This window comes from Acidobacteriota bacterium, assembly GCA_009861545.1.
Taxonomy (GTDB): Bacteria; Acidobacteriota; Vicinamibacteria; order Vicinamibacterales; family UBA8438; genus WTFV01.
The window spans coordinates 1-11,519 of sequence record VXME01000162.1; the positions used below are offsets into that span (position 1 = coordinate 1).

An 11,519-nucleotide genomic window follows, 5' to 3' on the forward strand; every position below is an offset into this window, starting at 1 on the left:
CGTCCTCGCTGTCGCTTTCTTGCTGGCCGTCGCGGGTGGTTGCCTTATCCCACGCGGCGCCCCCCGTCCGCGCCCCGGCCTGCTACCCCGCCGGGCGGGGGGCCCCACGCAAGTTACTGATTCTCGGTTGCCGCCGCCCGCGCGTCGATGACGCGCTGGCCGCTCAGCGCGTTCGGAACCGCGTAGTTCCCCTCGTGGCAGGCGTACTCGAAGATGTCGTACTCCGGCTCGGCCGTCAGCGGCATCTGGATCGTCCAGGGGCTTGTGTAGACGTTCGGATCCTCGATGGTCACCGTCCAGATGATGGTGTTCTCCGACACGCGCCGGAAGCGCTCCACGACGTGCAGCGCCTTGCTGACCGCGACGCCCTTGAGCCGGGCGCCGGCGCCGCTCGATGCGATCCAGCCGCGGTTGTGGAAGTTCTTCGTCTCGACGACCAGCGTGTCGCCCTCCCAGTGGGCGCGGGCGTCGCCCATCCACTGCCGGATGTTGTCGTCGGCGAACGGCCTGTCGCGGAACGGGATGATCCGCGCGTCGTGGATCATCTCGTGCTGGATGACGAAGTGGTCCGGGGTCTGCAGGAAGCGGTAGGCGTTGTTGTAGCCGGCCGGCAGCATCGAGCCGGGCACGCCGCGCGAGAGGCAGCGGTCCCAGACGCTCATGTTCCGGTAGTGGTCGCCGTTGTGGGCGAGGTTGTAGGCCTTGTTGTCCAGCGCCCACTGGCGAACGGGCGCCCGCCCGTCCGGCGGATCGACGATCAGCGACGTCTGGCCGGTCGAGAGTACGGTGTCGCCCGCGTCGAGCCAGTAGCTGCCGTAGCCGCCGACGTTGCCGCCCGCCTCGTAGCGCTGGGCCGGAGCCGCGTCCCGCGCCGCCTCGTCGAGGGCTCGTTGCCGGTTGCGCTGGGCCATCTCCTCGTCGGTCAGGAAGGCCCGCCCTTCCAGCGCGGCGGGGCGCTCCATCGGCGTGATGGTCTTGTTGCCCCACAGTCCCTGCAGGTCGGGCTGGCCGTCGGCCGTCCGCGGCAGTGTCCACTCCGGGTCGACGACGCGCTCGAGCTGTGCCTCGGCGCCGGCCGCGCCGGCGAGCGCGAAGGCCGCCGCGAGGGCGGCGACGGTGACGAAACGTGGGTTGATGAGTCTGTGCATCGCAAATGCTCCTTGGCGTTGAATCTCGTCAGCGTGCCGAGCCGCCGGCCTCGGCGGCCTTCCGCGCGTCCTCCGCCCGGGCGCTCACCATCAGGTTCAGCATCCCGTAGTTGCCCTCGTGGCAGGCGTACTCGAAGACCGGCAGGTCGTTCTTCTGCATGGGTACGGCGACCGACCAGGGGCGCTCGAACGACTCGGGATCGGTGACCGTGTACTCGTAGAGCAGTATCCCGTCCTCGACGCGCGTGAACCGCTCGACCAGGTGCAGGTCGGGGCCGGTGCCGCGGAACGACGTCTTGTCGGTGAAGTTCCTCGTCTCGATCACCAGCGTGTCGCCGTCCCAGCGTCCGCGCGAGTCGCCGCGCCACTGCCGCACGTCGTCCGGCAGGTGGTCCGAGCCGTCGAGCGGCACGATCCGTGCGTCGTGCACCATCTCGTTCAGGATGACCACGTGGTCGGCGGTCTGGAAGAGCTGCATGTTGTTGTTGTAGGCGCTCGGGTTCATCGGGGGGCCGGCGTTGAAGCCGAGGATGCAGCGCTCGAAGGCGCCGCGGTCCTCCGGGCCATGCGCGTCGCGGCCGAGGGCGGCGCGGCGCGCGGCGGCGCGCTCGCGACCGGCGGATGTCAGCCCCGGCAGCCGTCCGTCGGGCGGATCGACGACCAGCGACGTGCGCAGGTCATCGGTGAGCTCCCGGCCGTAGTCCCACCAGAAGTCGTTGTAGCCGCCGGACAGCGGAATGCGCCCGTCGGGTCCCGGCTGGTCCTTGTCGAGCGCGGCGAGCCGCTCCTCGGTGAACTGCGCGGCCTCTTCCGCGGTGAAGACATCCTGGTCGGCGATGGCTTCCGGCCGCTCGAGCGGCGTCAGGCTGCGGAAGTCCCAGACGCCCTGGAGGTCGGGACGCCCGTTCGGGGTGCGCGGCGCCTGCCACGCGTCGGACGCCTCTTCCTGGCCGCCGGCAGCGGCGGGCACGAGCAGGGTGGCCGCGAGCAGCACCGCGAGACTGGTCGAAACACACGGTCGGCGTCGCATCCGATACCTCCTGGTGAGAACCTGTAATCCAACTGCATATTATGCCCCGGTTCGGCGCCGGCTTGACAGGCGAATCCGGGGCCGTACAGTTAGGAGCACGCGCCGCGCCGCCGCCGGGCGCCGCGCCGTGACGGAACCTGCTCGAAGGAGAGAGTCGATGCACCGGATCGTCGTCGTCGCGCTGGGCGCGCTGCTGGCCGCCGGGGCCGCGGCCGCGGGACAGGAAGACTGGCTGCAGTTCCGCGGGCCTGCCGCGGGCGTCGTTCCCGATGACCCGAACCTGCCGGAGCGCTGGAGCGAGACCGAGAACGTCGTCTGGACCCTCGACATTCCGGGCCTGGCCTGGAGCTCGCCGGTGATTGCCGGGAACAGCGTGTTCGTGACCTCCGCGATCAGCGCCGGGGAGGAGCCGGAGCCGATCAAGGGACTCTACGACCCCGGCATGGAGAATGGGTCGGAGGCCTCCCTGAACGAGCACCGCTGGATGCTCTACGCCATCGACTTCCGCAGCGGACGGCCCCTCTGGCAGCGCGAGCTCTACAGCGCCCCGCCGCCGGGCAAGCGGCACCTGAAGAACAGCTTCGCGTCCGAGACGCCGGTCACCGACGGGCGGCGCGTCTACGTCTACTTCGGGGCCATCGGCCAGGTCGCGGCGTTCAACATGAGCGGCGAGACCATCTGGACCCGGGAGCTCGACGTCTACAACACGTTGCTGGAGATGGGGACCGCCGCGTCGCCGATTCTCCACGACGACCGGCTGTACATCGTCAACGACAACACCACGCGCTCGTTCCTCGCCGCCTTCGACAAGAACACCGGCGAGAAGATCTGGGAGATCGAACGCGACGAGCGCGGCCAGAACTGGTCGACGCCGTTCGTCTGGGAGCACGACCTGCGGACGGAGCTCGTGACCGCCGGCACGCAGGGGGTGCGGTCCTACGACCTCGACGGCGAGCTGCTCTGGGAGCTGCACGGGATGTCGGGGCTCACGATTCCGACCCCGTTCACCAGCCACGGCCTGGTCTACATCAGCTCCGGCTACCCGGGCGGCGGCCTGCGGCCGGTGTACGCGGTCCGGCCCGGCGCCGCGGGGGACATCTCGCTGTTCCCGGAGGACGCGATGCGCCGCGGCATCACCTCCGGATTCCCCGGTCCCCTCACCTCCTCGGAGGACATCGCCTGGTCCTATCCGCTGCTCGGCACCTACAACACGACGGCCATCGTCTACGGCGACATCTACTACACGCTGCTCGACCGGGGCTTCCTGGTGGCCCACGACGCGCGCACCGGGGAGGAGATCTACGGCCGCCGGCGCCTGGAGATCGGCAACGGCTTCACCGCCTCGCCCTGGGCCTACAACGGCAGGCTCTTCCTGCTGAGCGAGGACGGCGAGACCTACGTGGTGAAGGCGGGATCGGAGTTCGAGATCCTCCACAAGAACCCGTTGAACGAGATGACGCTGGCCACGCCGGCCATCGCGCGCGGCAGCCTCTTCATCCGGACCCAGTCGAAGCTCTATCGGATCGCGAAGGGAGGCGGGCAGTGACGACGTTGCAGACGATGACGCGCGGCGCGGTGCTGGCGACCGTTCTCGGTCTGTTCGCGACGGGCGCCGGCGCCCAGGGGGTGGCCCTGGAGCCGGTTGGCGAGATCCCGGGACCGGCGGAGCTGGTGCGCATCCAGGGCGGCCATGCCTACGTGTCGGGCGGGCACACGTTCACCATCTGGGACGTCTCCGACCCGGCGAATCCCGTGGCGCGCGGCTCGCATACGTTTCCGCAGGAGATCTGGGGCTTCCGGCTGACCGAGGACCGGGCCTACGTCGGCGCCAACTTCTTCGGCCTCGGCATCCTCGACATCTCGGATCCGGACGCGCCGGTGCTGCTCGGCCAGCACAAGACGCTCGGCCAGACGAAGATCGGCGACATCGCCAGCGGCAAGGTCGGCATCATCGACCACATGGAGGGCTTCGTTCTGATCGACGTAACGGACGAGACGGCTCCGGCGGGGATAGGGTCATTCTTCCTCGACGGGTACGCCCGCGACGTGGTCACCGCCGGGACCATCGCCTACGCCACCGATTCGCCGTCCGGGCTCTACGTGTTCGACCTCTCGAGATCGGGCATGCCCGAGCCGATCGGCGTGATCCATGCGCCGGCGGCGCCGCGCGACATCGAGGTGTCGGTGGGCACGGACGCGCGGCCGACCCTGATCGTCGGGGCCGGCGGGGGAGACCTGCAGGTCTACGACGTCTCCGATCCGGCCGCGCCGGGCAAGCTCTCGTCGTTCGAGACGCCCGGCCGCGCCACGCGCGTATCGCTCGACGGAGACTACGCCTTCGTGGCCGACACCGATGCCGGCGTGCAGGTGGTGGACCTGTCGGATCCGGCCAACCCGGTGTCGGCCGGCAGCTTCGAGACGCCCCGCCCGGCGCGCGACGTCTCCGCCGCCGGGTCGCTGGTTCTGGCGGTCGTCGGCGACAGCGAGCGCGAGGGGCACGACCGCTGGGTGATGGTCCTGCAGCGCCGGTAGCCGGGGGTCTCTCCGGCCGCCGGCCCGTGCCGGGTGTCCTGGAGGGCGTCGCGTGTCACTCCCAGCGGAACACTCGCGCCGCGACGGCGGTGGCGAGAACGAACACCAGCACGAGCGCCGCGATGTCGCCCGCGTGCGCGGACCACGGGTTTCCCGACCAGATGCCCCGCAGCAGCGATACGGCGTAGGTCAGCGGCAGGAATCGCGCGACCGCGGCGAGAGCGGGTGGCAGCGTCTCGACCGGCGTGAAGAGCCCGGAGAGCGGAATCATCGGATAAAGCAGCAGCGCCCCGAGCGGCTGCGCGAACCGCGCGGTCGGTACGAGGCTGGCGATGACGAAGCCGATGGAAAGGACGCTCCAGGTGGTGAGCACGAGCGCCGCCGTGAACGCGGCCAGCGGCGCGTCGACGCCGATCGGATAGAAGCGCCGGCCGGCCAGCAGCATCAGTCCCAGCGCCGCCGCCGTGAAGATCAGCTTGACCAGCACGTGTGCGAGCAGGATGGTCGGCGGGCGAACCGGCGTGGCGCGCAGGCGTTTCAGGATGCCCCCCTCGCGGTAGATGCCGATGATGGTGACCAGCGAGAGGACCGCGCTGAGGGTGATCATGACGGTGACGAAGACGGGCAGGTCGGTGCGCAGGAACGCGAGGTCGCCCGGGGCGGCCTCTCGAACCGCGTGATCGTCGACGCTGCCGACGGCAATCCTCCCGACGACGAGGAAGAGCAGCACCGGCACCGCGATCGCGCCGAAGACGCCGAGCGGTTCGCGGACGAAGATCTTGATCTCGAGCCAGGTGAGCTGCAGCAGGTGTCGCAGCATCGTTTGCATCGCGTTGCCTCAGGCCCGAATCGACCGCCCGGTCAGGGTCAGAAACACGTCCTCCAGGGTCGGCAGCACGGTGCGGAACTCGGAAACCGGCATGCGGTGCTCGGAGATGGTGTGGATGACGTCGGTCACGAGGGTGTCGCCGCGGCCTTCGATTTCATGCCGTCCGCCTTCGCACCGGACTGCGGTCGCCGAGGGGATCGCGCGAAACCGATCCGCGGCGCCGGCATGGTCGGTCGCCACGACCACCGTCCGCTGCGGGCAGTGCCGTTCGACCAGGGCGCCGGGCCGATCCATGTCGATGATACGGCCGTGATCGATGATCGCCACCCGGTCGCAGAGGCGCTCGGCTTCCTCCATCAGGTGCGTCGTCAGGAACACGGTCTTGCCGTGGTCGCGGATACCGAGCACCAGGTTCCAGATTGCGCGCCGCGCCTGGGGATCCAGTCCGGTCGTCAGCTCGTCGAGGAACACGACCTCCGGGTCGTTCACCAGCGCCAGGGCGATGAACAGGCGCTGCTTCTGTCCGCCCGACAGCGTCATGAACCAGGCGTCGCGCTTGCCGTGAAGCCCGAGCTGCCGGAGCAGTTGCCCACCGTCGACCGCGGTCGGGTACAGTTCCTGCCAGAAGGCGACCGCCTCCCACACCTTGATCCGCTTCTGCAGCTGCGCCTCCTGGAGTTGTACGCCGATTCGGAGCTGCAGCGCCCGCCGGTCGCGGACCGGATCGAGCCCGAGCACCGTGATTCGTCCGGCATCCGGTGCGCGCAGCCCCTCGACGCACTCCATCGCGGTGGTCTTGCCGGCCCCGTTCGGTCCGATGAGGCCGAAGATCTCGCCGCGCCGCACCGTGAAGGAGACGTCATCGGCCGCGAGGGTCGGGCCGTACGCCTTGCGAACCGCCTCGACCTCGATGACGTGGTCAGGTTTCATGCCGTTGGCGGCCCGGCCTCAGCGGTAGACCTCGCGCCGGTGTGCGACGCCGAGCACCAGCACAACCAGTCGTTGGTCCTCGATACGGCAGACGACGCGGTAGGCGCCAATTCGATAGCGCCACAGACCCGCGCGGGCGTGGCGCAAGCGCCGACCGAACCGCCGGGGATCCGAATCCGTCCTGATCCGTTCGGAGAAGTAGCGGAGGATCGCATCTTGAACGGCCCGATCGAGCCGCCGCAGTTCGCGGCGGGCGCGATCGTCCCATTCAACGGTCCAGGTCGACCTCGGCCTCCAGGTCTTCGTGAGACCATCGCCTGGCCGGCGTGGCCAACCGTTCCTCGGCCAGGTAGGTATCCTCGAGGTCTTCGAGGTGGGTCAGGATCGCCTCGCGCGCATAGAAGGTCTTGGTGCGGCCGGTCTTGTGGGCCAAGTCGGCCAAGCGCTGCTCGATCCCCTGGGGTAGTCGAATTGCCAGCATAGGCTGCACGCGCACAGTCAGTGTACGGCTCCCCGTGGCGCGTGTCCATCCTGGGGCCATGGATTCCAGGCCGCGCCCGGCGAAGCGCGGTCGTCACCGCTCCGCCGCATCCTCAAGCACGAACGCCGCTCCCTTCTCGGCGATCATGACCGTGGGCGCGTTCGTGTTGCCCGACGTGATCCGCGGCATCACCGAGGCGTCGATGATCCGCAGGCCGGACATGCCGTGCACGGCGAGCCGGTCGTCGACGACCGCCAGCGGGTCGTGCCCCATCCTGCAGGTCCCGACGGGGTGGAAGATCGTGGTGCCGAGGTCGCCGGCCGCGTGCGCCAGCGCCTCGTCGCCGTCGACCTCCGGACCGGGCAGCCATTCCCGCGGCTCGAACGGCGCCAGGGCCTGCGCGGCCATGATGCGCCGCGTGAACCGCAGGCCGGCCACCGCGACCTGGCGATCCTCGTCGGTGGACAGGTAGTTCAGCGTGATGGCCGGCGCCTGCAGCGGGTCCCGGTCCTTGATGCGGACGTGCCCGCGGCTCGTCGGCTGCAGGTTGGCGACCGACGGCGTGATCGCGTTGAACTTGTGCAGCGGGTCGCCGAACTTGTCGAGTGAAAGCGGCTGCACGTGCCACTCGATGTTCGCGGCCGCCCGCGACGGGTCGCTCCGGGCGAAGGCGCCGAGCTGCGACGGCGGCATCGTCAGCGGGCCGGTCTTGAACAGCAGGTATTCCAGTCCCATCGACACCTTGTCGATCAGAGAGTTCACCCGTTGGTTCAGGGTGACGGTGTTCTCCACCTTGTAGATGCTGCGGATCTGCAGGTGGTCGTGCAGGTTCTCGCCGACCCCGGCCAGGTCGTGGACGACGTCGATGCCGTGCCGCTGCAGCAGGGCGCCGGGACCGATGCCCGACAACTGCAGGATCTGCGGCGAGCCGATGGCGCCGGCGGCCAGGATCACCTCGCGCCGCGCCGTCAACCGCTCGCCCCTCACCAGCTCGACACCGGTCGCACGCGGGCCGCCGTCGCCCGTTTCTACCGCCAGGCGTCGCACCTGCGCGTCGGTCCGCACCGTCAGGTTCGGCCGGTGCATGACGGGGCGCAGGAATGCCTTGGTGCCGCTCCAGCGCCGTCCGCCGCGCTGGTTCATCTGGAAGTAGGCGTTCCCGAAGTTGTCGCCCCGGTTGAACTCGGCGATCCTCGGAATCCCGCACTCCTCGGCGGCCCGCCGCCACGCGTCGAGAATCTCCCAGCTCACCCGCCGCTCCTCGACCCGCATCTCCCCGCCCACCCCGTGGAACTCGTCGGCGCCGTGCTGGTAGTCCTCCGAGCGCTTGAACACCGGCAGCACGTCGTCCCAGCCCCAGCCGCGGTTCCCGAGCGACGCCCAGTGGTCGTAGTCGCTCCTCTGCCCCCGCATGTAGATCATCGCGTTGATCGAGGAGCAGCCGCCGAGGACCCGCCCGCGGGCGTAGCCGATGGTGCGGCCGTTGAGCCCGGGATCGGGCTCGATCTTGTAGCACCAGTCCGTGCGGGGGTTGCCGATGGTATAGAGATAGCCGACCGGGATGTCGATCCAGAAGTAGTCGTCCTTACCGCCCGCCTCGAGCAGCAGCACGCTGGCGTCGGGGTCGGCCGACAGCCGGTTGGCGAGCACGCACCCGGCCGTGCCGGCCCCGATGATGATGTAGTCGTGCGTCACGCGGGGATCCTACACGAGCGGATTTGGAGGACTTCATGCGTCCGGCTCCAGGTGCAGGGTGCCGGACCTGTCCACCGTGAAGGCGTCGGCCCTGTCGTACACGGGCGTGGCGTCGCTGTAGCCCTCCCGGATACGGTTCCATTCCTGATCGTCGAGGAGTCCGACGGGCTGCTCGACGCCGGGTTGCTCGTCCAGTCCCTTGTCGAGCCTGTAGCCGCCGCGATCCGTCAGCATGTAGCGCGCGTGGAAGTCATGGGGCTCGTTGTCTCGCAGACGCCAACGACGCACCTGGACCGAGGTGAGTGCCGCGGTCAGCATGCCGGGAATATGCCGCCGACACCGTTTCCGGAACTCTTCGGAACTCCACTTCGCGTCCGTGTCCAACGTGTGGATCTCGGCACGCGGATTGCCTCGGACGGATCTTGCTATCAGATCGAGGCAGGCGGCGACGACGGGACGCCATTTGTCCTTCGAGAAGTCGAGATGTGGATCGACCAGCAGCATCTCGCGGCTGTTCACGACCAGAGTTGCGATGTGCGCTGCAAGTTCCTGTGCCTGTCGCAGCACGGGCAGTTCACGCGGGACATCGAACCTGTCGTGCGACTCGTCGATGTCCTCGTCGAGGACGACATCCGGATGATTCGTCGGGTTCCGCGTTGACAGGATGGCGTGGAAGGCCGATTGTGTGATCTGTCTGTCAACCGCATTGCGAATCCAGCGCTCAGCGGCCGGCTCCAGCCCATCGTCGTACTCCACATCTGGCCTGACGAGCCTTCCGTTCGACTGCTCCAGCTTCCTGAGGATCCGACGTTGATCCCGGTCGCCGAGATCGTCGTTCTCGCGGCAGGCTGCGCGGACCAGCGCTTTCCAGCGTTGTCGGGTGGGGTACGCGGCGATCGCTCGCCCGTGCTGGAATCCCATCAGATTCAGGATGAGGCGGCACCTGTCCCAGGTGGCGAGCGCCTCGGGCTCGATGGCATACGTGTAGAGCATCAGAAGAGCTCGTCGTCCCGCTCGTCGAAGAAGCCCTGGGGCCAGCGGTCGATGAACTCGCCGGTTTCGTCGATCCGGAGCGGCGTCGCTCTGACCTCGCCATCGATCTGCTCGATGAAGACGACTGAAACCTGGTCGGGCCTCAGCGGAGGCTTGCCTTCCGGCAGTTCGCCGCTGTGAGTTTCCTCAATCCGACGCAGCAGCCGTAGCATCAGGTGCTCACTGTGGTTCTCGAGCAGGAAGACGCGGCCGTCGTCCACGGGTTGCGCGAACAGGTCGCCGAGCTCTACCTGTAGTTTGGGGTGCAGGTGGAGCTCCGGTTGCTCGATGGCCGTGATGCCCGGACGGTCGGGATCGAGGGCGGCGACTACCACCGGAAGGACCTGCGAGACGCCGACGCCCACGTCGGCAATCCGGACGGGTACCGCGTTCCTGGTCGTGAGGAGGCCGATCTCGCGCTGTGGCGGGCGCGCCGCGATCCCGACGGCGAGTGCTTCGATCTCCTGCGACGAGAACTTACCGGCTTCCATCCTGGCGACGAGTGCGGTCAGACGCCGATAGTTCCGCCGTGCGGACGCTACGCTTGCCTGGAGAGCCCTGCGGAACTCGGCGAGGAACTGCTCGACCTCGACTGATGGGTCTTTCCGTGTGCGAGCGTTTTCTATCCACCGTATCCATGCTTCGAGTTCATCGGGTAAGTCGTCGTGGACATGCATCGCGCGCAGTCCGTCGATTACACCTGCCGTGTAGATCCACTTAGGAGCGTTGCTTTCCCACCTCCGGAGCAGGTTGTTCAGGCGTCGGCCGAAGGCGGCCGTGAGTGGTTCCGATGCACTGGCCATGTCCTCGCCCGCATCGGTAATCTGCAGCGCCATATCCTGCGTGGTCAGACCCAAGAGGCGCCAGACGTCTTCAGCCAGACGCAGGTGTCTCTCGGCTTCCCGGCGTATTCCCGGTTCGATGTCGATGGGCTGGGGACCACCAAACTTCTCGATCTTGTCCTGGAGAATTCCTTCGACATCCTTGTCCACCGACTCGGTGATCGACGCTCCGTTGGCGCCGGCGAACTGCTCCCGAAGCTGGTCGCAGCGCTTGAGCGCAGCCTTGGGGCCGTCAGGATCCAGCATGTCGATAATGGTCGCCGCCTCTAAGCGCACCCACCCAGCGAGGTCGACTGAGCCGTCCGGGTGCCCGAAGGTTTGTCGAAGCTGATGGTACTCGCGCATCTCCGAGACGAGTTCGGCTTCGTCCTCGTAGATCGTCACCTTGGACCGTACGCGGAGGGCGTAGCCGGTGTCCAGTCGGTCCCGCCGCTCGAGCCACGTGTTCACCGCGTCGAGGAGATCTCGGTGAGGGGTGTAGTGGAGGTACGTCCAGGCGGCGGACCCGTCCGCCCAGGATGCGGGGTAGGGCGGCCGGGTTCCGGCAGCGTCGCCGCCGTGGATGAAGTCGGCTGCGAACGTCTCGAACGCCCTACGGCGTGCCGACGATGCGATTGTCGTCTGCGGATGGAGGTCGCGGACCGGACCGATATAGCGGACGCGCGCCAACTCGTCGCGGAGGGCCTGTCCGATGCCTACGAACAGAGCCGAGACCACCGCCGTGAATTCGTCCAGGTCGTATCCGCCGTCGGCGCTCTGCCCATGGTCGTCCAAGAGAGGGATCTCGTTCCAGTGAGGCAGCGGCGTGAACAGCCCCAACACCTCCATGCGGGATTCCTTCCAGCCGCCACCGTCCGCCCCGGTTGCTTCCCGAACGCGATTGGCGCCCCTGTCCGCCTCCGGTGCCTCGTCTGATCGCTCGGATATGTCGGTGTTCAAGACGCGTCTAGGAGTCTGCGCCGCAGAAAACAGATGCGACAATTGTAGGCGCGAGCCGACG

At 68.2% G+C, this 11,519-nt stretch carries 11 protein-coding genes; 3 read left to right on the forward strand and 8 right to left on the reverse strand.

The annotated features are described in order from the left end of the window. Positions 1–113 precede the first annotated feature (113 nt). Positions 114–1,148 carry a hypothetical protein gene (locus F4X11_25485; protein ID MYN68328.1) on the reverse strand — a complete coding sequence of 345 codons (1,035 nt, stop codon included), beginning with the start codon at positions 1,146–1,148 and terminating at the stop codon, positions 114–116. 12 nt (positions 1,149–1,160) lie between these two features. Here F4X11_25485 and F4X11_25490 point away from each other — a divergent pair, with 12 nt between their 5' ends. The 3 genes from F4X11_25490 (at position 1,161) to F4X11_25500 (ending at position 4,710) form a co-directional block, all read left to right on the forward strand. Beyond that, a complete protein-coding gene (locus F4X11_25490) occupies positions 1,161–1,355 on the forward strand; it encodes a hypothetical protein (GenBank protein MYN68329.1) in 195 nt (64 codons plus the stop codon). Between the two features lie 530 nt (positions 1,356–1,885). Beyond that, positions 1,886–3,724 (forward strand): PQQ-binding-like beta-propeller repeat protein, encoded by a 1,839-nt coding sequence (locus tag F4X11_25495; GenBank protein MYN68330.1) that lies wholly within the window; start codon positions 1,886–1,888, stop codon positions 3,722–3,724. After that, entirely contained in the window at positions 3,721–4,710 is a 990-nt protein-coding gene (locus F4X11_25500) for a hypothetical protein (GenBank protein ID MYN68331.1), read from the forward strand. The genes F4X11_25495 and F4X11_25500 overlap by 4 nt, the downstream gene beginning before the upstream one ends. A 55-nt stretch (positions 4,711–4,765) precedes the next feature. On the opposite strand, the gene F4X11_25505 is transcribed toward F4X11_25500, so the two are convergent. The 7 genes from F4X11_25505 to F4X11_25535 all read right to left on the reverse strand — a co-directional run bounded on the left by F4X11_25505 (position 4,766) and on the right by F4X11_25535 (position 11,347). Continuing rightward, complete coding sequence (locus F4X11_25505) at positions 4,766–5,530, reverse strand: ABC transporter permease (protein ID MYN68332.1); 765 nt, start codon at positions 5,528–5,530, stop codon at positions 4,766–4,768. Positions 5,531–5,548: 18 nt separating this feature from the next. Beyond that, entirely contained in the window at positions 5,549–6,469 is a 921-nt protein-coding gene (locus F4X11_25510; GenBank protein MYN68333.1) for an ABC transporter ATP-binding protein, read from the reverse strand. Positions 6,470–6,487: 18 nt separating this feature from the next. Continuing rightward, positions 6,488–6,826, reverse strand: coding sequence for a type II toxin-antitoxin system RelE/ParE family toxin (locus F4X11_25515; protein MYN68334.1), 339 nt, complete (start codon positions 6,824–6,826; stop codon positions 6,488–6,490). Then, a complete protein-coding gene (locus F4X11_25520) occupies positions 6,738–6,950 on the reverse strand; it encodes a TraY domain-containing protein (protein MYN68335.1) in 213 nt (70 codons plus the stop codon). The genes F4X11_25515 and F4X11_25520 overlap by 89 nt, the downstream gene beginning before the upstream one ends. 93 nt (positions 6,951–7,043) lie before the next feature. After that, positions 7,044–8,645 (reverse strand): choline dehydrogenase, encoded by a 1,602-nt coding sequence (locus F4X11_25525; GenBank protein ID MYN68336.1) that lies wholly within the window; start codon positions 8,643–8,645, stop codon positions 7,044–7,046. Between the two features lie 33 nt (positions 8,646–8,678). Continuing rightward, entirely contained in the window at positions 8,679–9,638 is a 960-nt protein-coding gene (locus F4X11_25530; GenBank protein MYN68337.1) for a hypothetical protein, read from the reverse strand. Next, positions 9,638–11,347, reverse strand: coding sequence for a DUF3696 domain-containing protein (locus tag F4X11_25535; GenBank protein ID MYN68338.1), 1,710 nt, complete (start codon positions 11,345–11,347; stop codon positions 9,638–9,640). The genes F4X11_25530 and F4X11_25535 overlap by 1 nt, the downstream gene beginning before the upstream one ends. Positions 11,348–11,519 lie beyond the last annotated feature (172 nt).

Coding starts and splice junctions, on each gene's coding strand:
- F4X11_25520 (MYN68335.1), bottom strand. CDS start 6,950: ATGCTGGCAATTCGACTACCCCAGGGGATCGAGCAGCGCTTGGCCGAC.
- F4X11_25510 (MYN68333.1), bottom strand. CDS start 6,469: ATGAAACCTGACCACGTCATCGAGGTCGAGGCGGTTCGCAAGGCGTAC.
- F4X11_25505 (MYN68332.1), bottom strand. CDS start 5,530: ATGCTGCGACACCTGCTGCAGCTCACCTGGCTCGAGATCAAGATCTTC.
- F4X11_25535 (MYN68338.1), bottom strand. CDS start 11,347: ATGGAGGTGTTGGGGCTGTTCACGCCGCTGCCTCACTGGAACGAGATC.
- F4X11_25495 (MYN68330.1), top strand. CDS start 1,886: ATGCGCCCGTCGGGTCCCGGCTGGTCCTTGTCGAGCGCGGCGAGCCGC.
- F4X11_25530 (MYN68337.1), bottom strand. CDS start 9,638: ATGCTCTACACGTATGCCATCGAGCCCGAGGCGCTCGCCACCTGGGAC.
- F4X11_25485 (MYN68328.1), bottom strand. CDS start 1,148: ATGCACAGACTCATCAACCCACGTTTCGTCACCGTCGCCGCCCTCGCG.